The organism is Bradyrhizobium sp. USDA 4472, from assembly GCF_054058595.1.
In genome coordinates this window covers 6,836,936-6,858,971 of the sequence record NZ_JBSSAM010000001.1, presented here as the reverse complement: position 1 = coordinate 6,858,971, position 22,036 = coordinate 6,836,936, and the positions used below count along the sequence as shown (strand labels likewise).

23 protein-coding genes and 1 pseudogene are annotated in these 22,036 nt (G+C 63.6%); 17 read left to right on the top strand and 7 right to left on the bottom strand.

Annotated elements, in window-relative coordinates; genetic code table 11:
• The first annotated feature begins 6 nt into the window (after positions 1 to 6).
• Genes ACVWZ4_RS32405 through ACVWZ4_RS32390 form a run of 4 tightly spaced genes read left to right on the top strand, consistent with a single transcriptional unit; the run spans position 7 to position 2,977 of the window.
• Positions 7 to 696 carry a Fe2+-dependent dioxygenase gene (locus ACVWZ4_RS32405; RefSeq protein ID WP_456741954.1) on the top strand — a complete coding sequence of 230 codons (690 nt, stop codon included), beginning with the start codon at positions 7 to 9 and terminating at the stop codon, positions 694 to 696.
• A complete protein-coding gene (gene exbB, locus ACVWZ4_RS32400) occupies positions 693 to 1,676 on the top strand; it encodes a tonB-system energizer ExbB (protein ID WP_456741953.1) in 984 nt (327 codons plus the stop codon). Before ACVWZ4_RS32405 ends, exbB begins: the two co-directional genes overlap by 4 nt.
• A gap of 3 nt (positions 1,677 to 1,679) precedes the next feature.
• Positions 1,680 to 2,144: a TonB system transport protein ExbD gene (gene exbD / locus ACVWZ4_RS32395; RefSeq protein ID WP_456741952.1), complete on the top strand. Its 465-nt coding sequence runs from the start codon at positions 1,680 to 1,682 to the stop codon at positions 2,142 to 2,144.
• Positions 2,145 to 2,152: 8 nt separating this feature from the next.
• Positions 2,153 to 2,977, top strand: a complete 825-nt coding sequence (locus tag ACVWZ4_RS32390) for a TonB family protein (RefSeq protein WP_456741951.1) — start codon at positions 2,153 to 2,155, stop codon at positions 2,975 to 2,977.
• Here the strand turns inward: ACVWZ4_RS32390 and ACVWZ4_RS32385 are convergent.
• The 7 genes from ACVWZ4_RS32385 to gntR all read right to left on the bottom strand — a co-directional run bounded on the left by ACVWZ4_RS32385 (position 2,965) and on the right by gntR (position 9,357).
• A complete protein-coding gene (locus ACVWZ4_RS32385; protein ID WP_456738155.1) occupies positions 2,965 to 3,387 on the bottom strand; it encodes a hypothetical protein in 423 nt (140 codons plus the stop codon). The two genes, ACVWZ4_RS32390 and ACVWZ4_RS32385, sit on opposite strands and share 13 nt — an antisense overlap.
• A 79-nt stretch (positions 3,388 to 3,466) precedes the next feature.
• The gene (locus ACVWZ4_RS32380; RefSeq protein ID WP_456738156.1) at positions 3,467 to 4,147 is read right to left on the bottom strand and encodes a site-2 protease family protein; all 681 of its coding nucleotides are present in this window, start codon (positions 4,145 to 4,147) and stop codon (positions 3,467 to 3,469) included.
• 118 nt (positions 4,148 to 4,265) lie between these two features.
• Positions 4,266 to 4,658 carry a GFA family protein gene (locus tag ACVWZ4_RS32375; RefSeq protein ID WP_456703120.1) on the bottom strand — a complete coding sequence of 131 codons (393 nt, stop codon included), beginning with the start codon at positions 4,656 to 4,658 and terminating at the stop codon, positions 4,266 to 4,268.
• A 7-nt stretch (positions 4,659 to 4,665) separates the two neighbouring features.
• On the bottom strand, positions 4,666 to 5,412 hold the full coding sequence (locus tag ACVWZ4_RS32370) for an SDR family NAD(P)-dependent oxidoreductase (protein ID WP_456741950.1): 747 nt from the start codon (positions 5,410 to 5,412) through the stop codon (positions 4,666 to 4,668).
• Positions 5,413 to 5,442: 30 nt separating this feature from the next.
• The gene (locus ACVWZ4_RS32365; protein ID WP_456763626.1) at positions 5,443 to 6,174 is read right to left on the bottom strand and encodes an SDR family oxidoreductase; all 732 of its coding nucleotides are present in this window, start codon (positions 6,172 to 6,174) and stop codon (positions 5,443 to 5,445) included.
• Between the two features lie 129 nt (positions 6,175 to 6,303).
• A complete protein-coding gene (locus ACVWZ4_RS32360; RefSeq protein ID WP_456703123.1) occupies positions 6,304 to 8,133 on the bottom strand; it encodes an IlvD/Edd family dehydratase in 1,830 nt (609 codons plus the stop codon).
• A 126-nt stretch (positions 8,134 to 8,259) separates the two neighbouring features.
• On the bottom strand, positions 8,260 to 9,357 hold the full coding sequence (gntR, locus tag ACVWZ4_RS32355) for an HTH-type transcriptional regulator GntR (RefSeq protein ID WP_456738520.1): 1,098 nt from the start codon (positions 9,355 to 9,357) through the stop codon (positions 8,260 to 8,262).
• A gap of 205 nt (positions 9,358 to 9,562) precedes the next feature.
• Between gntR and ACVWZ4_RS32350 the strand changes: the two genes are divergently transcribed.
• The 13 genes and pseudogenes from ACVWZ4_RS32350 to ACVWZ4_RS32290 all read left to right on the top strand — a co-directional run bounded on the left by ACVWZ4_RS32350 (position 9,563) and on the right by ACVWZ4_RS32290 (position 22,034).
• Positions 9,563 to 10,624, top strand: coding sequence for an ABC transporter ATP-binding protein (locus ACVWZ4_RS32350; protein WP_092230398.1), 1,062 nt, complete (start codon positions 9,563 to 9,565; stop codon positions 10,622 to 10,624).
• Positions 10,625 to 10,672: 48 nt separating this feature from the next.
• Positions 10,673 to 11,986 carry an ABC transporter substrate-binding protein gene (locus tag ACVWZ4_RS32345; RefSeq protein ID WP_456703126.1) on the top strand — a complete coding sequence of 438 codons (1,314 nt, stop codon included), beginning with the start codon at positions 10,673 to 10,675 and terminating at the stop codon, positions 11,984 to 11,986.
• Between the two features lie 65 nt (positions 11,987 to 12,051).
• The gene (locus ACVWZ4_RS32340) at positions 12,052 to 12,999 is read left to right on the top strand and encodes a carbohydrate ABC transporter permease (protein ID WP_456703127.1); all 948 of its coding nucleotides are present in this window, start codon (positions 12,052 to 12,054) and stop codon (positions 12,997 to 12,999) included.
• A 2-nt stretch (positions 13,000 to 13,001) separates the two neighbouring features.
• Positions 13,002 to 13,877: a carbohydrate ABC transporter permease gene (locus ACVWZ4_RS32335; RefSeq protein ID WP_092230404.1), complete on the top strand. Its 876-nt coding sequence runs from the start codon at positions 13,002 to 13,004 to the stop codon at positions 13,875 to 13,877.
• Between the two features lie 95 nt (positions 13,878 to 13,972).
• On the top strand, positions 13,973 to 14,959 hold the full coding sequence (gene denD / locus ACVWZ4_RS32330; RefSeq protein ID WP_456734863.1) for a D-erythronate dehydrogenase: 987 nt from the start codon (positions 13,973 to 13,975) through the stop codon (positions 14,957 to 14,959).
• A 30-nt stretch (positions 14,960 to 14,989) separates the two neighbouring features.
• The gene (locus ACVWZ4_RS32325) at positions 14,990 to 15,958 is read left to right on the top strand and encodes a sugar kinase (RefSeq protein ID WP_456741949.1); all 969 of its coding nucleotides are present in this window, start codon (positions 14,990 to 14,992) and stop codon (positions 15,956 to 15,958) included.
• Between the two features lie 28 nt (positions 15,959 to 15,986).
• Positions 15,987 to 16,637, top strand: a complete 651-nt coding sequence (gene eda / locus ACVWZ4_RS32320) for a bifunctional 4-hydroxy-2-oxoglutarate aldolase/2-dehydro-3-deoxy-phosphogluconate aldolase (RefSeq protein WP_456741948.1) — start codon at positions 15,987 to 15,989, stop codon at positions 16,635 to 16,637.
• Positions 16,638 to 16,697: 60 nt separating this feature from the next.
• A complete protein-coding gene (locus tag ACVWZ4_RS32315) occupies positions 16,698 to 17,867 on the top strand; it encodes an acetyl-CoA acetyltransferase (RefSeq protein ID WP_456703131.1) in 1,170 nt (389 codons plus the stop codon).
• A gap of 121 nt (positions 17,868 to 17,988) precedes the next feature.
• A complete protein-coding gene (locus ACVWZ4_RS32310; RefSeq protein WP_092230548.1) occupies positions 17,989 to 18,192 on the top strand; it encodes a hypothetical protein in 204 nt (67 codons plus the stop codon).
• Between the two features lie 116 nt (positions 18,193 to 18,308).
• Positions 18,309 to 19,523, top strand: a complete 1,215-nt coding sequence (locus tag ACVWZ4_RS32305; protein WP_456738521.1) for a CaiB/BaiF CoA transferase family protein — start codon at positions 18,309 to 18,311, stop codon at positions 19,521 to 19,523.
• Positions 19,520 to 20,656 (top strand): thiolase family protein, encoded by a 1,137-nt coding sequence (locus ACVWZ4_RS32300; RefSeq protein ID WP_456734866.1) that lies wholly within the window; start codon positions 19,520 to 19,522, stop codon positions 20,654 to 20,656. The genes ACVWZ4_RS32305 and ACVWZ4_RS32300 overlap by 4 nt, the downstream gene beginning before the upstream one ends.
• A pseudogene (locus tag ACVWZ4_RS32295) lies at positions 20,653 to 21,003 on the top strand (Zn-ribbon domain-containing OB-fold protein); the annotation flags it as partial. The gene ACVWZ4_RS32300 and the pseudogene ACVWZ4_RS32295, both read left to right, overlap by 4 nt.
• A 503-nt stretch (positions 21,004 to 21,506) precedes the next feature.
• The gene (locus ACVWZ4_RS32290) at positions 21,507 to 22,034 is read left to right on the top strand and encodes a carboxymuconolactone decarboxylase family protein (RefSeq protein WP_456703136.1); all 528 of its coding nucleotides are present in this window, start codon (positions 21,507 to 21,509) and stop codon (positions 22,032 to 22,034) included.
• Positions 22,035 to 22,036 lie beyond the last annotated feature (2 nt).

Here is a 22,036-nt window from a genome sequence, read left to right as displayed (position 1 = left end):
GGTGCCATGCTGACATGCATAGACGGCGTCCTGAGCAAGGATGATGTGGCGGAGTTCCGCCGCATCATGGACGGCAGCGAATGGGAAGACGGCCGTTCCACCGCGGGCGCGCAGTCGGCGATGGTCAAGCGCAACGAGCAATTGCCGCCGGATGGCGAGGTCGCGCGCAGGCTCGGCAACCGCATCATCTCGGCGCTGACGGCGAGTCCGCGATTTCTGGCGGCGGCGATCCCGCTCCAGATCTTTCCGCCGCTGTTCAACCGCTATACGGCGGACAGCGGCCACCATTTCGGCCTGCATGTCGACAACGCGATCCGCGGCGACCGCCTGACCGGCCTTCGCATCCGCACCGATCTGTCGGTCACGCTGTTCCTCAGCGAGCCCGAGGATTACGACGGTGGCGAGCTTGTGATCGAGGACACCTACGGTTCGCACGAGGTCAAGTTGCCAGCCGGGGACTGCGTGCTCTATCCCTCGACCAGCCTGCATCTGGTCACACCGGTGACAAGGGGGGCGCGGGTTGCGTCTTTCTTCTGGCTCCAGAGCATGATACGGGACGATCAAGCCCGCAGCATGATCTTCGACCTCGACACCGCCATTCAGGCGTTGGCGGCACGGCTCGGGCGTGACGATCCCGAAACGATCAAGTTGACGGGCATCTATCACAACCTCATTCGCATCTGGGCCGAAGTATGAAGATCACATCTTTCCGAGCAAGCCTCGCTGCAGCCGTGCTGTTCACGGCCGCCTGGCTCGCAGTTCCTGCGTCTGCCCAGACACAAACCCAGGCGGCGGCGCCGGCGCGGCCGATGGCGGCACCGGCACCGGTGGCGGCTCAGCCGGTGCCGGCCGCCCCCGCGATGGCCGCACCTGCGCCATCGACCGCAACCCCTGCTGCGCCCGTGGCGATGCCCAGCGCGCCAGCGACCGAGGCTGCCGTGGCCCCGGCCTCCGAGGCCGCGCGGAAAGCGGGCATCGCGCCGGCCATGAAGGAATTGTCGCCCTGGGGGATGTTCATGGCGGCGGACATCATCGTGAAGGCGGTGATGATCGGGCTTGCCTTCGCCTCGCTCGTAACCTGGACCGTCTTCATCGCCAAGTCGATCGAGCTGTCAGTCGCCTCCGCCAAACTGCGTTCGGCGTTGAAGAAGGTCGCTGAAGTTCGCTCGCTTGCCGAAGCCCAGATGGCGCTCGGCACCAAGGAGGGCATGTTGTCGTCGTTCCTTGCGGCCGCGCTACGTGAAGCGCGGATGTCTGCGGGGCTCTCCAGCGACGACGGCATCAAGGAGCGCGCGGCCTCGAGCTTTGCCGAGATCGTCCGCGCAGAGGCACGACGCATCCGCATCGGCACGGGTCTCCTCGCGACCATCGGTTCGACATCGCCCTTCGTCGGCCTGTTCGGCACCGTGTGGGGCATCATGAACAGTTTTATCGGCATCTCGAAGTCGCAGACCACCAACCTCGCGGTGGTCGCGCCCGGCATCGCCGAGGCGCTGCTCGCGACGGCCATCGGCCTCGTCGCGGCGATCCCCGCCGTTATCATCTACAATCACTTCTCGCGCGTGACGAAGAGCTATCTCGAGCTCGTCAGCCGCGCCTCGGGCGCGGCGGCACGTCTGTTGTCGCGCGATCTCGACCGCAGCCACGGCACTGCGCATTCGCGCGCGGCGGAGTAAGCCATGGCAGTCTCGCTGACGGACAACGATGACGACGACGATTTCTCGGAAACGCATGACATCAACGTCACGCCCTTCATCGACGTCATCCTGGTACTGCTGATCATCTTCATGGTCGCCGCACCACTGTCGACGGTCGATCTGCCGATCGATTTGCCGACGTCGAGCGCAACGCCGCAGAAGAAGCCGGACAAGCCGACTTATCTCAGCATCAAGCGCGATCTGGGGCTTGCGATCGGGGAGGATTCGGTGAGCCGGGCCAACCTGATTCCGACCCTCGACGGCTTGTCAGACATGAGCAAGGACAAATACGTCTTTCTGCGTGCCGATCGTTCGGTGCCCTACGGCGAGCTGATGGGCGTCATGGAGCTGCTGCGCTCCGGCGGTTACATGCGGGTCAAGCTGGTGACGTTGGAGGCTGCTGGCGCGCCGGCGGCACCAGCTGCGACAGGCCCCGCGCAGCCATAGGGGTCGCCATGTCGGTTGAGCTCGAACCCAAATCGTCCAGAAGGCTTTGGATCTTGGCGGCGGTCGCGGCGCTCGTGCTCCATTTGGGTGGGGCTGCGCTCGCGCTCGCCAGCTTGCCGACCGATGATGGCGATGAAGGCTTGGGCGCTGCGGGTGCCGAGTTCGCGGTCGAGATGGCTTCTCCGCCGATTCAAGACTCCAATCAGGCCCTTGGTCCGACGGACTCCGAGGAGCAGGAAGAGCGTCCCGAGCTTCAGCAGCAGAAGGCCGAGACGAAGGAAACAGATCTTCCGCAGGATCGACCGCAACCGCTCGAGGATGCTGATCGCGTTGTCTCTGAGAACAAGGCGAAGAAGGAGCAGGACGAAGATCCGAAGGTGGCCGCCACCGAAACCCCCGCCATGGAAGCTCAGCAGAAGCAGATTGCCATGGAGCGGCAAACCTTCGAAAACGCCACGCGCGAAGCTGAGAGGGCCATGGCTCCGGTGCTCGGCATTGGTAAGGACGTGCTCAAAATTACGGCGGACTGGAACCGCAAGATCAGCGCGCATCTCGCGGCTCACAAGGTCAATCCGGAGGGCAAGCAGCCCAACAATCAAACCACCAAGGTGAGCTTTTCACTCAATCGACGAGGCAACGTGGTGTCGGTCGACGTGGTCGAATCCTCCGGAGACGCCGCTTTCGATGCGGCAGCGGTCGCCATGGTCCGCAAATCAGATCCATTCCCGGTACCACCTGCCGCGTTGACCGAGGATCGGGTCGAGCGCACGGTCGATATCGTTTTCAAGCCGCCGGAAGACAAGAAAAAGAAGAAGACCGCTCAGCGCCAGTAGTACTTGATCCCGACATAGACCACGACCAGGCAGGCGAAAATCAGCGCCACCGGAAGAGGACGCTTCTGGGTTCCACTGACCGTGCCTGCACCGAAGAAGCCAGTCTTCTTTGCTTTGGGCGCCGGCCGGCGAAAGGCGGTAACATTGTCCGTCACCGGCTCGGGCGGCCGGGGGCGGACATCGGGCGGGTTCCCGCCGCCGCCCATTTCCAGATAATAGGATTTGTAGACCTCGGCGATGGCGACCTCGGTGGCCTCGGTCTCGCTCATCCGATCCAGCAGCTTCTTGTAGCCATCGAGGAAGCCCTGCGCCTCGGGAGGCAGCGCCGACAACCCATTCAGTTTGGCCATCATCTTCCAGGTGGCGAAATCGGCGCGGGCACGGGTATCGGCGCGTCGCGCGATCAGCATATCGGCAGCTTTGACCAAGTTGGCCTCTAGCCCTTCGGCTTTGTTTTCAAGTGCAGGATATCCAAACGTAACGCTTCAACTATGCGTTGCCGGTCGCGAAGAGAACAGCTTGAATCACATGACCGGTCAACGTTCGCAGTATTGCTGAAATAACATCAAGATTTAGACCGAACTGGGAACCCGCCATCGGCAGCAGAATCAGCAGGGCGATCAGGATCAGCATGCCGAACGGCTCGAGCCGTGCCAGCGGCAGGGCCAGCGGGCGGGGCAACAGCCCGACCGCGACCCGCCCGCCGTCGAGTGGCGGGATCGGCATCATGTTGAAGACGGCCAGCACCGCGTTGATCCGCAGCGCGTTCTTGAGGTTGTCGAAGATCCATTGCGCTGAACCGGCGGGAGCCCAGGGCAGGGCGTGGAGGGCGAGGCCTGCTGCGAGCGCCAGCAGGATGTTGGTGACGGGGCCGGCGAGGGCGACCCAGACCATATCCAGCTTCGGGTGGTTGAGCTTGCGGAAATTCACCGGCACCGGCTTGGCGTAGCCGAACAAGAACGGCGAATGCGCAAACAGCAGCATCGCCGGCAGGATCAGGGTGCCGAACGGGTCGATGTGCCTGAGAGGATTGAAGCTGACGCGGCCGAGCTGCCAGGCGGTGTCGTCGCCGAGCCGGTGCGCGACGAAGCCGTGCGCGGCCTCGTGGAAGGTGATGGCCAGCACCAGCGGCAGCACCCACACCGAGAGGTCGTAGAAGGAAATGTTCACGTCGCGCCTGCTCCGGCTTTGCCTGTCGCCCTGCAGACGACCAATCCGGGGGCGCAGCAACGCTTCCGCGCAACATAGGGCGGCCGGTTCCGAAATGCCACGCCGCAAATGATCGCCGTCAGGCCGGGATCGTCGTCTCATATTGCGTCATGCCGTCCTCGATCCTGACCCAGGCCAGCTTCTCGCTGGTCCAGATGTGCTCGGTCGGTGTGAAAGCGTTGCGGTCGTCGAAGGTCGCGAGGGCCACGCCCGCCAGCGTGCCGTTGCGACGCCAGGCGAACAGCCGCGTGCCGCAAGCCTTGCAGAATACGCGATCGATGTTTTCCGACGATGCATAGCGGCCGGTGTCACCCTCGACCGTTAGCGCTTTCTGGTCGAACTGGGCACGGGCGAAATAGGGCGAACCCATCGCCTTCTGGCAGCGGCGGCAATGACAGACGCGCACGTTCAGCGGCTCGCCCTCCGCCTTGAACCGCACCGCGCCGCACAGGCACCCACCTTCCCGGATCATGGCTCTCTCAATAGGTTGCGCGTCCGCCTGAGATGTCGAAAACCGCGCCGGTCGAGAAGGCGCAGTCTTCGGATGCAAGCCAGGCGACCATCGCCGCCAGCTCTTCCACCAGCACGAAACGCGCCTTGGGGATTTTCGCCAGCATGAACTCGATATGCTGCTGCGTCATCTGGTCGAAGATCGCGGTCTTGGCTGCCGCCGGCGTCACCGCATTCACGAGAATGTCGTGGGCGGCAAGCTCCTTGCCGAGCGACTTCGTCAGCGCGATCAGGCCGGCCTTGGAGGCCGAATAGTGCGAGGCGTTCGGATTGCCTTCCTTGCCGGCGATCGAGGCGATGTTCACGATCCGCCCGTACTTCTGCTCGAGCATGACAGGCACGATCGCCTTGCAGACGATGAACGGGCCGTCGAGGTTGATGCGCAGCACCTTGCGCCATTCATCGAGGTCGGTTTCCCAGACCGGCTTGTTGACGCCGGCGATTCCGGCATTGTTGACGAGAATGTCGATCCTGCCGAAGGCCGCGAGCGTCGCATCGCGCGCCTGCTCGACGCCCGCGGTGTCGGTGACGTCGACCTTGAAGACGCGGACATTGTCGCCGATGTCCTTTGCGGTCTTCTCGGCGAGCGCAGCGTCAAAGTCCCAGATCGCGACCCGGGCACCGGAAGCGACAAAGCGCTCGGTGATGGCGCGGCCGAAGCCCTGAGCGCCGCCTGTGACCACGGCGATGCGGCCGTCGAGATCGATCTTGTTCATGCGGCCCGATCCTGCTCGATTCCTTAGGCGTCAGAGCATGTAGCCGCCATCGACGACCAGGTCGACGCCGGTGGTGAACGCGCTCTCGTCGCTGCCGAGATAGATCGCCATGTTGGCGATTTCGTCGGCAGTGCCGAGCCGGCCCATCTTCTGCCGGGAGATGAACATCTCCTTGCCCTGCGGTCCCTGCGCGGCGGCGCGGTCCAGCATCGAGGGGGTCTCGACGGTGCCGGGGCAGATCGAGTTGCAACGGATGCCCTTGGTGATGAAGTCGAGCGCGACCGCGCGGGTCAGCAGCGACACTGCAGCTTTCGAGGAGCTGTAGACGTAGCGGTTTGCCGGCGGCCGCAACGCGGCGCAGGACGAGATGTTGACGATGCTGCCGCCACCGCCCGCGATCATCTCGGGCAGGAAGGCCTTGATGGTCCGGTGCATCGACTTGACGTTGAGGTCGAACGAAAAATCAAAATCCTCTTCCGAACATTCCAGGATCGTGCCGTGATGCACGAAGCCGGCCGCGTTGAGCAGGATGTCGATCCGGCCGGTCCGCTTGGCAAAGGCATTGACGTCGGCGGTGTTGCGGACGTCGAGTTTGGCGGCCTCGGCGATGCCTTCCTTGGTCAGTTCAGCGATGCCTGCTTCGTTGATGTCGGTGGCGATGACGGTTGCGCCTTCACGCGCGAATGCGAGGGCGCATGCGCGCCCGATGCCTGCCGCTGCGGCCGTGATGACGGCGCGCTTGCCCTTGAGGCGGTCTGCCATGTTCTTGTTCTCCTCACCTTGAATCTGATCGTTATGCCGTCATTGCGAGCGAAGCGAAGCAATCCAGAATCTTACCGATGGGTGCAGACTGGATTGCTTCGTCGCTTCGCTCCTCGCAATGACGCGTGGTCAGTGATTATCCCGCGGCACGCCGAACGCCGAGGCGACGTTCTGGTACCGCGTGGCGAGTTCCACGCAGGCGCCGGTCTCGTGCTGGCCGACGGTATCGCGGTAGATCTGCTGCCACGGCGTCTGGTTCGGCGGATGCTTGAATCCGCCGGCGGCCTTCAGCTGGGCGTGGCGCTTCTTCAGCTCCTCGTCCGAGATCAGGATGTTGGCGCTGCCCTTGTTGAGGTCGATGCGGACCCTGTCACCGGTCTGGAGCACCGCAAGCCCGCCATTGGCCGCGGCTTCCGGCGAGGCGTTGAGGATCGATGGCGAGCCCGAGGTGCCGGACTGGCGGCCGTCGCCGATGCAGGGCAGGGCGAGGATGCCGCGTTTGATCAGCGCGGCCGGCGGCTGCATGTTCACGACCTCGGCGCCACCAGGATAGCCGATCGGGCCTGTGCCGCGGATGAACAGCACGCAGTGCTCGTCGATGCCGAGCGCGGGATCCTCAATCCGTTCGTGATAATCCTCCGGCCCCTCGAACACGACCGCGCGTCCTTCGAACGCGTTCAGGTCCTTCGGGTTGCTCAGATAGCGCTCGCGGAACTCCTTCGAGATCACGCTGGTCTTCATGATCGCGGAATCGAAGAGATTGCCGCGCAGCACCAGGAAGCCGGCATCCTTCACCATCGGCTTGTCGTAGGCCCAGATCACGTCCTGATCGGGCTTGGGCGCATTCGCGCAGTTCTCGCCGATGCCGCGGCCGTTGACGGTGAGCGCGTCCTCATGGATGCGCTTGTGCTCCATGAGTTCGCGGATCACGGCGGGCACGCCGCCGGCGCGATGGAATTCCTCGCCGAGATAGAAGCCGGCCGGCTGGAGGTTGACCAAGAGCGGCACGTCGTGGCCGAATTTCTGCCAGTCGTCGATCGAGAGCTCGACGCCGATGTGGCGCGCGAGCGCGTTGATGTGGATCGGTGCATTGGTCGAGCCGCCGATCGCCGAATTCACCACGATGCAGTTCTCGAACGCCTTGCGGGTCAGGAAATCCGAGGGTTTCAGATCCTCCCAGACCATGTCGACGATGCGCTTGCCGGTCTCGTAGGCGATCTGGCCGCGCTCGCGATAGGGCGCCGGGATCGCCGCGCAGCCCGGCAGCGAGAAACCGAGTGCTTCCGCGAGCGCGTTCATGGTCGAGGCCGTGCCCATGGTGTTGCAATGGCCGACCGAAGGTGCCGAGGACGCCACGATCTCCATGAACTCTTCATAGTCGATCTCGCCGGCGGCGAGCCTTTCGCGCGACTTCCAGACGATCGTGCCGGAGCCGGTGCGCTCACCCTCATGCCAGCCGTTCAGCATCGGGCCGCCCGACAGCACGATCGCGGGCAGGTTGACGGTCGCCGCCGCCATCATGCAGGCGGGCGTGGTCTTGTCGCAACCGGTGGTCAGCACCACGCCGTCGAGCGGATAGCCGTAGAGGACCTCGACCAGGCCGAGATAAGCGAGGTTGCGGTCGAGCGCCGCGGTCGGGCGCTTGCCGGTCTCCTGGATCGGGTGGGTCGGGAATTCCATGGCAATGCCGCCGGCCTCGCGGATGCCCTCGCGGACGCGATGGGCGAGCTCGATATGATGGCGGTTGCAGGGGGAGAGGTCGTTGCCGGTCTGGGCGATGCCGATGATCGGCTTGCCCGACTGCAGCTCGGCGCGGGTGAGGCCAAAGTTGAGGTAGCGCTCCATATAGAGCGCGGTCATGCCCGGATTGTGCGGGTTGTTGAACCAGTCCTGCGAGCGAAGGTGGCGGCGGGCCCCGTTACCGGCGGACGCATGCCCATTGGTTGGCTTTTTTGTCATTGGTTTCTCCTTCAATGCAAACGCAGCGGGCGACGTCGGGGATGTCGATCGGTGCGATGCCCGGCAGCGCGAGCATGGTATGACGGCCCGCCTGCTGGCGAACGTTTCTCATAGTTGCGATACTACTCACGGCTCGTTGGTAACGCTATCATTTTGTACGGCGGGGGCCCGCCCCGGGAGGCGAGGGCTGAGGCCCGACCGCTGCGTCTGCGAACTCTGCCGCTCGATCACGGTAAAGCCGAGATCCAGCACGGGCTGGTCCGGCCGCTTGCCTTCGATCGCCTCGATCAGCATCGCAGCAGCCGCGCTGCCCATCTCGTAACGATTGGTCCGCACACTGGTCAGCGTCGGCACCGAGGCGGCCATGAATTCGAGATCGTTGAAGCCGACGATCGCGATCTGATCGGGGACCGCGATCTCACGGCGTCGGCATTCAAAGAGAACGCCGAGCGCAAGGTCGTCATTGGCGCAGAACACCGAGTCGATGCCGGATTCGCGTGCGAGCAGATCGGCGAACAGCGCGCCGCCGAGCGTTACCGAGGTCGGCGTCGCCGTGGTCACGATCAGTCTTTGGTCGTAGAGGCCGGCGTCCTTCATGGCAACCACGTAGCCATCGAGCCGGCGTTGAACCCGCGGGTCCATGCGCGCCCCAACGAAGCCGATCTTGCGATGGCCCTGTGCGAACAAATGGGCTATCGCCGCGCGCGCGGCGTCAAAATGAGAAAAGCCAATCATCATGTCGACGGGATCAGGGCCGATTTCCATGATCTGGATGATCGGGCAGTCGGCCGCCTCGAGCATCGCGCGCGATTCCGCGGTCTGGTCGATGCCTGTGACGATCAGACCCGCCGGCTTCTGCGCCAGAAACAGGCGCAACAGCTTCTCCTCCTGGAGAATGCTGTAGCGCGTGTTGGACAATTGGATCGAGTAGCGGCTGCCTTCGGAGGCATCATAGATGCCGCGCAGCACGTCCGAGAATACGTTGTTGGTCAGTGATGGAATCAGGACACCGATCACTTCGGTGCGCTGGGAGGCCAGCGCGCGTGCCGCAAGGTTGGGCACGTAGCCGAGCTCGCGGGCCGCGCTTTCGACCCGCGTCCGCTTGGCCAGCGACAACGCCTCGGGATTGCGGAAGAAGCGCGAGGCTGTAATCGGGCTGACGCCGGCCAGCTCGGCCACTTCCGCCAACCGAATCTTGCCAGACTTGGTGCGCTTTCGACCCATTTGTTGCTCATAACACAGCCGCTTGCCCAAACAAAGGATCGTTGACAGCGCTACCAGCAGCGACTAACCAAAGACAAATTGCCAAATCCGCACAAACTGCCGACAATGCCACCTGCTAAGAGGGGCTTCGGTTCGGCGAAGTTCAGAAAAAACAAGACGGTGGCGGCGCGACAGTTGCGTCGTCTAAGTCGGAGGAGGGAGCTAGATGTCGTCTGTGCAAATCCGCGACGTGCGGAAATCGTTCGGCAATTTTGAAGTCCTGCACGGCGTCTCGATTCCGATCGAGGATGGCCAGTTCGTCGTTCTTGTTGGCCCCTCCGGCTGCGGCAAGTCGACGCTGCTTCGCATGCTCGCGGGCCTCGAAAACATCACCTCCGGCACGATCTCGATCGGCGACCGCGTCGTCAACAATGTCCAGCCCAAGGAGCGGGACATTGCGATGGTGTTCCAGAACTACGCGCTCTATCCGCACATGACGGTCGGCGAGAACATGGGCTTCTCGCTGAAGCTGCGGAACGCCAGCTCCGACGAGATCAGCAAGCGCGTCAAGCGCGCCGCTGAAATCCTCGCGCTGTCGCCGCTGCTGGATCGCTATCCCCGCCAGCTCTCCGGCGGCCAGCGCCAGCGCGTTGCCATGGGCCGTGCCATCGTGCGCGATCCCCAGGTGTTCCTGTTCGACGAACCCTTGTCGAACCTCGACGCCAAGTTGCGCGTCGCCATGCGCACCGAGATCAAGGAGCTGCATCAGCGGCTCAAGACCACGACCGTCTACGTGACCCACGACCAGATCGAGGCCATGACCATGGCCGACAAGATCGTCGTCATGCATGACGGCATCGTCGAGCAGATGGGTACGCCGCTCGAGCTCTACGACAAGCCGGAAAACCAGTTCGTCGCCGGCTTCATCGGCTCGCCCGCGATGAACTTCCTCAAGGGCCACGTGCGGGTCAACGGCGTCGCCACCTTCGAAGGTCCGAACGGTGTCAAGCTGCCGCTGAAGAGCGTGCCGGCCGGCTCCGACGGCAAGCCCGTCGTCTACGGCGTCCGCCCTGAGCATTTCACCATCGCCGACGACGGCGCCGATGCCGAGATCGTGGTCGTCGAGCCGACCGGGTCCGAAACGCAGGTGTTTGCAAAGCTCGGCGGCGAGCAGGTGGTGGCCGTGTTCCGCGAGCGTCATCAGTTCAACCCGGGCGACAAGGTCCGGCTGAAGCCCGATCCGTCCGTGGTTCACTTGTTCGACGAGGCGACCGGTAAGCGCATGTAGCGACATAAAGACGGACCGATACAAATATAAAAAAACAGGGAGAGAACGATGACCGATTTCAACAGGCGTAGTGTGCTTAAAGCCAGCCTGGGCGGCGCAGCTCTGCTCGCCGGCCCAGGGATCGTCCCCGTCCGGGCTGCGGAGTGGACCAACACGCCGGAGCCGAATGCCTCCATTCGCGTGCTGCGCTGGAAGCAGTTCATCCAGGCCGAGTTCGACAAGTTCGCTGAGCAGACCAAGAAGTTTTCCGAGAAGACCGGCGTCAAGGTGAAGCTCGAGGCCGAAAGCTGGGAGGACATTCGTCCGAAAGCCGCGGTCGCAGCCAATGTCGGCGCCGGCCCCGATCTCATCATCGGCACGCTCGATGATCCCCACAAATTCCCGGAAAAGCTGATCGACGTCACCGACGTCGCCGACTATCTCGGCGCCCAGTATGGCGGCTGGTATCCGGTCGCCCAGAAGTACGGCAAGAAGGGCAATGGCTGGATCGCGATTCCGCAAGGCGCCACCGGTGGCTGCCTCAACTACCGCATCAGCCACGTGAAGGCTGCGGGCTTCGAGGAATTCCCCAAGGACACGGACGGCTTCCTCAAGCTTTGCCAGGCGCTGAAGAAGAACAACACGCCGGCCGGCTTCGCGCTCGGTCATGCCACGGGCGACGCCAACGGCTGGTGCCAGTGGGCGCTATGGGCGTTCGGCGGCAAGGTCGTCAACGAGAAGAACGAGGTCGTGCTCGATGCGCCCGAGACGATCGCGGCGCTCGAATACGTCAAGCAGCTCTATGCGACGTTCATTCCGGGCGTGCTGTCGTGGAACGACTCGAACAACAACAAGGCCTTCCTCAACGGCGAGATCAGCCTCACCCTGAACGGCATCTCGATCTGGACCGTCGGCAAGACCTCTCCTGATCCGAAGCAGCAGGAGATCGCCAAGGACATGAACCACGCGCCGATGCCGGTCGGCCCCGTGGGCAAGCCGACCGAGCAGCAGAACATCCTGGTCTATTACGGCTACAAGCACTCGAAGTACCCGAAGGCCGTCAAGGAATACATCAAGTTCATGATGGACAAGGAGAACTACGACGCCTGGGAGGTCGCCTCCAACGGCTACGTCTCGCCGCCGCTCCCGGCCTACAATGACAACCCGGTCTGGACCTCCGACCCCAAGATCACGCCGTACCGCGACTGCCTCAAGCGCTGCCTGGACAACGGCTATGCCGGTGATCTCGGCTACGCCTCGGCCGCCGTCATGGGCGACTTCGTCGTGGTCGACATGTTCGCGGAAGCCGCCTCCGGCTCGGCCACGCCGCAGGAAGCTGCGAAACGCGCTGCCGAGCGCGCCAAGCGCTACTACCAGGTCTGATCCGCTACGGCGGCGGCGCTCACCTGCCGGGCGCCGCCGCCGTCGTTCTCTAAGGGGAGTCCGACATGGCCGTTATCGCCGAGCCCGTGGCCGCGCACGTCAAGCCCAGCAGTTTGTGGAGCAGGGCGTTCGAAAGCCGGAATTTTCTCGGCGCCATGTTCATGGTGCCGGCGATCGCCATCCTGATCCTGTTTCTGGCTTACCCGCTGGCGCTCGGATTCTGGCTCGGCATGACCGACACCAAGATCGGCGGCGTCGGCCGTTACATCGGCTTCCAGAACTTCGTCTCGCTGTCCAAGGACAGCGTGTTCTGGCTGTCGGTCTTCAACACCATTTTCTACACGGTGTTTGCGAGCATCGTGAAATTCGCGATCGGGCTTTATCTGGCCCTGCTGCTCAACGAGCGGCTGCCGTTCAAGTCGATGGTCCGCGCCATCGTGCTCTTGCCTTTCGTCGTGCCGACCGTGCTGTCGGCGATCGCGTTCTGGTGGATCTATGACAGCCAGTTTTCGATCGTCTCCTGGGTGCTGATCAAGGCCGGCCTTCTGAGCCACTACATCGATTTCCTCGGCGATCCCTGGAATGCCCGCTGGTCGGTCGTGATCGCCAATATCTGGCGGGGCGTGCCGTTCGTCGCCATCACGCTCTTGGCGGGATTGCAGACCATCTCCCCCTCGCTCTACGAGGCCGCGAATCTCGACGGCGCCACCAATTTGCAGCGCTTCCGCCACATCACGCTGCCGATGCTGTCGCCGATCATCGCGGTCGTGATGACGTTCTCGGTGCTGATGACGTTCACCGACTTCCAGCTGATCTACACCATCACCCGCGGCGGACCGATCAACGCCACGCATCTGATGGCGACGCTGTCGTTCCAGCGTGCCATCACGGGCGGCAATCTCGGCGAGGGCGCCGCGATCTCGAACGCGATGATCCCGTTCCTGGTCGCGGCAATCCTGTTGAGCTTCTTCGGACTTCAGCGGTCCCGCTGGCAGCAGGGCGGGAGGGACTGATCATGAGCACCGTAGACGACCAGAGCGTCGGAATGGACTACCTCGAGAGCTTCCCGCGGAAGTTTCTCCGGGTGTATCTCCCGCTCGGCCTGATCATCTTTTTCCTGCTGTTTCCGTTCTACTGGATGGCGGTGACGACGTTCAAACCCGACGCGGAAATGTACGATTACGAGAAGTACAATCCGTTCCTGATCGCCCATCCGACGCTCGAGCACGTCAAGAAGCTGTTCTTCGACACCGACTATCCGCTGTGGATGTGGAACACCGTGATCGTCTCGGTGTCCTCGACCTTCATCTCGCTGTTCGCCAGCGTCTGTGCGGCCTACGCGATCGAGCGTCTGCGCTACAAGGGCTCGCGCTATGTGGGCCTGGCGATCTTCCTCGGCTATCTCGTCCCGCCCTCGATCCTGTTCATTCCGCTCGCCGCGATCGTGTTTCAACTCGGCCTGTTCGACGGCAATCTCGCGCTGATCCTGACGTATCCGACCTTCCTGATTCCGTTCTGCACCTGGCTCCTGATGGGCTATTTCCGCACCATCCCTTACGAGCTCGAGGAATGCGCGCTGATCGACGGCGCGACGCGGCTGCAGATCCTGACCAAGATCACCCTGCCGCTGTCGCTGCCTGGGGTGATCTCGGCGGGGATCTTCGCCTTCACGTTGTCCTGGAACGAATTCATCTACGCGTTGACCTTCATCTCTTCATCGGAGAACAAGACCATTCCGGTCGGCGCCATCACCGAACTCGTCAACGGCGACGTCTACCATTGGGGCGCTCTGATGGCGGCGGCCCTGACTGGCTCGGTCCCCGTAGTTATCCTTTATTCCTTCTTCGTAGAGTACTATGTGTCGGCGATGACCGGCGCCGTGAAGGAATGATCGCGGGGCCTGCCTGAAAACGCGCCAAGAGGTTTCATGACGTTTCATGATGTTTCCGGTGCGGCGCGTTCCGGCCAATAAGAGGGAGTAGGCTCTTGCACATCCTGGTTCTGGGCGCAGCCGGCATGGTCGGCCGCAAATTGTGTGAACGGCTGTTGCGCGACGGCCGGCTCGGCAAGAGCGACATCACCAAATTGACCATGCATGACGTGGTCGAGCCCAGGAAACCGGAAAAAGCCGGTTTCCCGGTCGAGACCGTCTCGGGCGATTTTGCTGTCCCGGGTGCTGCCGAAAAGCTGATCGCCGGCCGGCCCGACGTGATCTTCCATCTCGCCGCCATCGTCTCGGGCGAAGCCGAGCTCGATTTCGACAAGGGCTACCGCATCAACCTCGACGGCACGCGGATGCTGCTCGATGCCATCAGGCTCGTCGGCGGCGGCTATAAGCCGCGCGTGGTGTTCACGTCCTCGATCGCAGTGTTCGGCGCGCCGTTCCCGGATGCGATCGGCGACGAGTTCTTCCATACGCCGCTCTTGAGCTACGGCACCCAGAAGGCGATCGGCGAGCTGCTGCTGGCGGATTATTCGCGCCGCGGCTTCCTCGACGGCATCGGCATCCGCCTGCCGACCATCTGCATCCGGCCGGGCCTGCCCAACAAGGCGGCATCGGGCTTCTTCTCCAACATCCTCCGCGAGCCGCTGGCCGGCAAGGAAGCAGTGCTTCCGGTGTCCGAGGATGTCCGCCACTGGCACGCCACGCCGCGCTCCGCCGTCGGCTTCCTGCTCCATGCCGGCACGATGGACCTGGCCAAGGTCGGTCCGCGCCGCAATTTGACCATGCCCGGCTTCTCGGCGACGGTCGGCGAGCAGATCGCTGCGCTGAGGCGCGTCGCCGGCGACAAGGTCGCCGCGCGCATCAAGCATGAGCTCGATCCGTTCATCGTCGGCATCGTTGGCGGCTGGCCGCGGAATTTCGAGGCCAAGCGAGCGCGCGAGCTCGGCTTCACCACCGAGGAGAAGACCTTCGACGATATCATCCGCATCCACATCGAGGACGAGCTCGGCGGCAATTTCGTCGCCTGATCGTTTCAGATGAATAGCATGGAAATGACGATGGCGAGCGTGGCTTGCATCGGTGAATGCATGGTCGAGCTCCGGCAGGCGCAGGGCGCCCAGTCTGGCGGGCAGGGCGGCGGGTTGTTTTCGCGGGGCTTCGGCGGCGACACCCTCAATACGGCCGTGTATCTGGCGCGGCTCGAGGTCAAGGTCGACTATTTCACCGCGCTCGGCGACGACGGCATGAGCGAAGAGATGATCGCGGCCTGGAATGCCGAGGGCGTTGGCACCCGGCGCGTGGTGCGGCTGCCGGGCAAGCTGCCGGGCCTCTACATGATCCAGCTCGATGCCGCCGGCGAGCGCCAGTTCTTCCACTGGCGCGACAGCGCGGCGGCGCGGCAGCTGATGAGCCTGCCGGAGACCGACGAGCTGCTCAACTCGCTGATGAGCTATGACGTCGTCTATCTCTCCGCGATCACGCTCTCGATCTACGATGCGGCCGGGCGCGATCGCCTGTTTGCGGCGATCAAGCGCGCGCGCCTGCTCGGCACGCGCTTCGTGTTCGACACCAATTTCCGTGCACGCGGCTGGCCCGATCGTGAGGTCGCGCGTGAGGTGTTTGCCACTGCCTTTTCGGCCGCCGACATCGCGCTGACCTCGACCGAGGATCTGCTCGCGCTCTATCCCGGCGAAAGCCCGGAGCAATTGATGGCGCGCATCCCGACATCAGAACTGGTGTTCCGCCTCGCCGAGCCCGTCAGTATGCTGCGCTTCCCCGGCGGGACCAGCGAGGTCCGCGCCGAACCAATGACCAAGCCGGTCGTTGACACCACGGCGGCCGGCGACAGCTTTGCGGCGGCCTATATTGCGGCCCGGCTTGGCGGCTCTGATCCGGTGGAGGCGGCCCAATCGGGACATCGCCTCGCCAGCCTCGTGATCTGCTATCCTGGCGCCATCATTCCGGGCTATGCCATGCCGCCGAAGAAGCGGCCCCGGCCGGCGACCACGCGTCAAGCGACCAAGTGAAACGAACCTCCGAGATAAGATTCACGATATGACCACGACCGCCCAACAGAACCACCTCGTCGCGCTGTTCAAGGCCGCGACCGTCATTCCCGTCCTCACCATCGAGCGGATCCAGGATGCCGTGCCGCTGGCAAAAGCCCTGGTGGACGGCGGCGTCCGCACCTTGGAGGTGACCCTGCGCACCCCCATTGCGATCGAAGCCGCGCGGGCGATCATGTCCGAGGTCCCCGACGCGGTCGTCGGCATCGGCACCATTCTCAATCCGGCCGATTTCACCCGTGTCGAGAAGCTCGGGGTGGCGTTCGGCATCAGCCCGGGCCTGACCCCGGATCTGCTCAAGGCCGCCACGCACAGTTCTTTGCCGTTCGCGCCGGGCATTGCCACGGCGTCCGAGCTGATGATGGCGCTGTCCTACGGCTTCGACGTCGCAAAGTTCTTCCCCGCCGAGCAGGCCGGCGGCATCAAGGGCCTCCGCTCGCTTGGCGGGCCATTTCCGAATGTGCGGTTCTGCCCGACCGGCGGCGTCGGCGAGGCCAATGCGGCGACCTGGCTTGCCGAGCCCAATGTGGTCGCGGTCGGCGGTTCCTGGCTGTGTCCGACGGCCGAGATCAAGGCCGGAAATTGGGCCGGCATAACTGCCATCTGCCAGCGCACCCTCCAGGCCCTTAAACCTGCGTGAAGTCTTGCCATCCCTGCGCTAAGACTTAGGTCAGCAAGAGACCGCCAGGGAGAGAAGATCATGACCGCCAGCATCGTCGGATGGGCGCACACGCCGTTCGGCAAGTTCGACACCGAAACCGTCGAAAGCCTCGTCACCCGCGTCGCCAATGAGGCGATCGCCGATGCCGGCATTTCGGCCTCCGACGTCGACGAGATCGTGCTCGGCCATTTCAACGCCGGCTTCTCGGCGCAGGATTTTACCGCCTCGCTGGTGCTCCAGGCCGACCCGAAGCTGCGCTTCAAGCCGGCGACCCGCGTCGAGAACGCCTGTGCGACCGGCTCCGCCGCCGTGCATCAGGGCCTGCGCGCGATCGCCGCAGGCGCGGCTCGAATCGTGCTGGTCGTCGGGGTCGAGCAGATGACCCGTACCCCGGGGGCGGAGATCGGCAAGAATCTCCTCAAGGCGTCTTACTTGCCGGAGGATGGCGACACGGTCGGCGGCTTTGCCGGCGTGTTCGGCAAGATCGCCAGCTCCTATTTCCAGAAATACGGCGACCAGTCCGATGCACTGGCGCTGATCGCGGCCAAGAACCACAAGAACGGCGTTGCCAATCCCTTCGCCCAGATGCGCAAGGATTTCGGCTTCGAGTTCTGCCGTGCCGAGAGCGAGAAGAATCCTTATGTCGCCGGTCCCTTGAAGCGCACCGATTGCTCGCTGGTGTCCGACGGCGCGGCTGCATTGGTGCTGGCCGATGCCGAGACCGCCAAGACCATGGGCAAGTCGGTCGGCTTCCGCGCCACCGCGCACGCCCAGGATTTCCTGCCGATGTCCAAGCGCGACATCCTCCAGTTCGAGGGTTGCACGGTGGCCTGGCAGCACGCGCTGGAAAAGGCGGGGGTGACGCTCAACGATCTCTCCTTCGTCGAGACCCATGACTGCTTCACCGTCGCCGAGCTGATCGAGTACGAAGCGATGGGCTTGACGCCGAGGGGGCAGGGCGCCCGCGCCATCAAGGAAGGCTGGACGCTTAAGGACGGCAAGCTGCCGGTCAATCCGTCCGGCGGCCTCAAGGCCAAGGGCCACCCGATCGGCGCCACCGGCGTCTCCATGCATGTGATGACCGCAATGCAGCTCGCGGGCCAAGCGCCCGAGGGCATGCAGCTCAAAAATGCAAAACTCGGCGGCATCTTCAACATGGGCGGCGCGGCCGTTGCCAACTACGTCTCGGTGCTGGAGCCGCTGAAGTAGATCTGGTAGGGTGGGCAAAGGCGCACCTGCGCCGTGTCCACCCTTTTCTTGCGTTAGATCATGGTGGCCCGCTTCGCTTGGCCCACCCTACGGCTCCTGATTGATTGGCGAGACGCACATCATGAGCAACGACTACGACTATCTCTCGATGGATCAACTCAACGACCGCATTGCGATCCTCGAGGACAATATCCGCCAGCTGATCGAGCAGGCTGCCGCGGCCTCCGGCGAGCAGAACGAGTCGCGCATCGCCGATCGCATCAACCAGCAGAACGATGAGCTCGACCGTCTCGTGAAAATCCGCGAATCCCGCCAGAAGAAATAGCAGCCATCGCCGCATGCGGCCATACGCCGGCCGCCCTTGCGCGCGCTCGGTCGCTGCCTTTAGCTGGTCCGACATCGCGGGCCGCTTCGAATGCCCGCGCAATCGGGAGCGAACGCATGGGGCCGCTGAAGGGAATCAAGGTCGTCGATATGACCACCGTGCTGATGGGGCCCTATGCGACCCAGATGCTCGGCGATTACGGTGCCGACGTGATCAAGGTGGAATCGCTCGACGGCGACGTCACCCGGCTGATCGGCCCGATGCGGCACACCGGTATGGGTCCGGTGTTCCTCAATACCAACCGCAGCAAGCGCTCGATCTGCCTCGATCTGAAAAAGCCCGCGGGGCGCGACGCCGTGCTGCGGCTGCTGAAAGATGCCGACGTGCTCGTCTACAACGTCCGCCCGCAGGCGATGGCGCGGCTTCAACTCGGCTATGATGTCGTCTCCGCCATCAACCCGCGCCTCGTCTATGCCGGCGTGTTCGGCTTCGGTCAGGACGGGCCCTATGCCGCAAAGCCCGCCTATGACGACCTGATCCAGGGCGCGACCGCGCTGCCCGCCCTGATGGCGCAGACCGGCGACGGCGTGCCGCGCTACGTGCCCAACGCGCTGGTTGACCGCATCGTCGGTCTCACCGCCGTCGGCGCAATCTGCGCGAGCCTCGTGCATCGCGACCGCACAGGCCGCGGCCAGCGGGTCGATATCCCGATGTTCGAGACCATGGCCGGCTTCGTCATGGGCGACCATATGGGCGGGCTCACTTACGAGCCGCCGCTCGACAAGGGCGGCTATGCGCGCCATCTCTCGCGCGACCGCAGGCCCTACAAGACGTCGGACGGCTATCTCAGCGTCATCGTCTACAACGACAAGCAGTGGGAGAATTTCTTCGCGGCCACGGGGCGCACCGATCTGCGTGCCGATCCCAAATTCGCGACCTTCGCCGGCCGCGCCGCCAACATCGATATCGTCTACGCCGAACTCGCCCGCATCTTCGAGACGCGCACCACGGCCGACTGGATCGAGCTTCTGACCAAGGCCGACGTGCCCGTCATGCCGATGCATGATCTCGCGTCGATTCTGCACGATGAGCATCTCGAAGCGACAAATTTCTTCCCGGTGGTGAACCATCCGACCGAAGGGCGGATCCGCAGCATGAAGGTGACGGCGAGCTGGTCGGAGACCGAAGCCGAGACTGTCAGGCTCGCGCCACGGCTCAACGAGCATGGCGCGGAGATCCTGCGCGAGATCGGCTATTCCGCGGACGAGATCGCCGCCATGGTCCGGGACGGCGTCACGCGTTCGGTGCCGGAGCAGGAAGGGGCGTCATGAGCTTCGTCACCGGCGTCGGCCTCACACCTTTCGGCAAGCACGAAGGCTCATCCTCGCTCCACCTGATGAGCAAGGCCGCCCAACTCGCTCTCGACGACGCCGGGCTCAAGCGCACCGAGATCGACGGCATCCTTTGCGGTTACTCCACGGTCTCACCGCACATCATGCTCGCAACCGTGTTCGCCGAGCATTTCGGCATCCGGCCGTCTTACGCGCACGCCGTGCAGGTCGGCGGCGCGACGGGGCTCGCGATGACGATGCTCGCGCATCACCTCGTCGAGGCAGGCGTTGCGCGACACGTGCTCGTGGTCGCCGGCGAGAACCGCCTGACGGGACAGAGCCGCGACGCCTCGATCCAGGCGCTGGCGCAGGTCGGCCACCCCGATTACGAGGTGCCGCTCGGTCCGACCATTCCCGCCTATTACGGCCTCGTCGCCAGCAGGTACATGCACGAATACGGCGTGACCGAACAGGACCTCGCCGAATTCGCGGTGCTGATGCGCGCCCATGCCTGCACCCATCCCGGCGCGCAATTCCACGATCCCATTACCGTCGCTGACGTCATGGCCTCGAAGCCGGTGGCGATGCCGCTCAAATTACTCGACTGCTGCCCGGTCTCCGACGGCGGCGCTGCCTTCGTCATCAGCCGCGAGCGGACCGGCGAGGCCGGCGTGCGCATTCGCGGCTGCGCCCAGGCGCATACGCATCAGCACGTGACGGCCGCCCCCGCTCTTGGCGAGCTTGGTGCCGAGATCTCCATCGCCCGCGCCAAGGAGGCCACGGGGCTTGTGATCTCCGACGTGCGCTACGCCGCGATCTACGACAGCTTTACCATCACGCTCGCGATGCTGCTGGAAGACCTCGGTCTTGCCAAACGCGGCGAGGCGTCGGCGCGCGTAAGATCTGGCCATTTCAGCTGCGACGGCGCCCTGCCGCTCAACACCCATGGTGGCTTGCTCAGCTATGGCCATTGCGGCGTCGGCGGAGCCATGGCGCATCTGGTGGAGGCGCATTTGCAGATGACGGGGCGGGCGGCTACCCGTCAGGTCCGCGACGCGTCAATCGCGCTGCTCCACGGCGATGGCGGCGTGCTGTCGTCCCACGTCAGCATGTTTCTGGAGCGGGTGCGATGAGCGATCGCTTGGCGGACTGGACCAAGGGCGAACAGGCCATCACCTACCAGACCTGCAGCTCATGCGGCCATGTGCAATATTTCCATCGCGACTTCTGCGCCGCCTGTGGAAGCACAGGTCCGCGCGAGGCGCGCGCCAGCGGCAAGGGCAAGGTCTACGCCACCTCACTGGTGTGCCGTGCCGCTACGCCGGCAACCCGTGCGCACGTGCCCTACAACATCCTGCTGGTCGATTGCGCCGAGGGTTTTCGGATGATGGCCCATGGCGAGAATGATCTCGTCATTGGCGACGAGGTGATCGTGGGCTTCAAACCGTTTGCCGGTAAGCTGGTCCCGTTCTTTGTAAGGAAGCAGGAGAGGGATCCGTCATTCGGGGGCGGTCGAGAGACCGAGCCTGGAACGGGAATTCTGGGCCTGGCTTGTGCGAAGGCCACCCCGGAATGACGAAAACGCTGAAACTAACTCAACGCCCGTAGAACAAGATGCTGGCAATGACGAGCATCGCCATGACCGCCAGCATATGCACGAGCGCTTCCGAGGCGGCCCCCTTGGTGGCTTCCTTCATACCCTATTCTCCCTAGACTTGGGCGTGACGCATCGTTGCGTGGTGAGCGCTCAGACGGCCAACTGTTTTTACTCGGAACACCCCACTTCGAGTATTCACCGCAATCAAGTCCCCACGCGGCGAATATCGATTGTGCCAAGGTCGATCAGCAATGCGGCGGCATTTTGACTCGATAATGTTGCTCCCGAGGTCGGGCGCGAATACAGTTTCGGGGATCTGTTCCTGACAACGACAATAAGCATCAAAAGCTTCAAAGAAAAACGTCAGCAAAAGCTCGAGGCAAATCATGGCCCGCATCGACTACAGCGATCCCTCCAAGGCGTCCGACCGCACCCGCGAAATTCTCGAAAAGAATCGCAATGCCAACATCTTCCGCATGATGTCGCACTCGCCGAGCTATTTTGAGCAATACTGCCGTCTCGGCGGCGCAATCAGGCACAAGGGCGAGCTCGATCCCGTGCTGCGCGAGCTCGCGATCACGCGCACGGGAATTTTGTGCGAGGCGCCGTACGAGATCGTCGCGCACAAGCGCATCGGCAGGAATGTCGGCGTCACCGACGCGCAGAACGAGGCGCTGGAGAATTGGCAGGCTGCGAATTGTTTCGACGAAACGCAGCGCGCTGCGCTCGCTTTCACCGACGAGATCGTCAAGCTGAAGAAGCCGACGGATGCGACCTTCAGGGCGATCGCCGCGAAGCTGACACCGGCCGCCCTGGTCGAGCTCCAGCTGTCGGTCGGCTTCTACATCATGACCTCAAAGTTTTTGGAGACGTTTGAGATCGATCTCCAGCCCGTCACCGAAGTTGTGGGCTGATC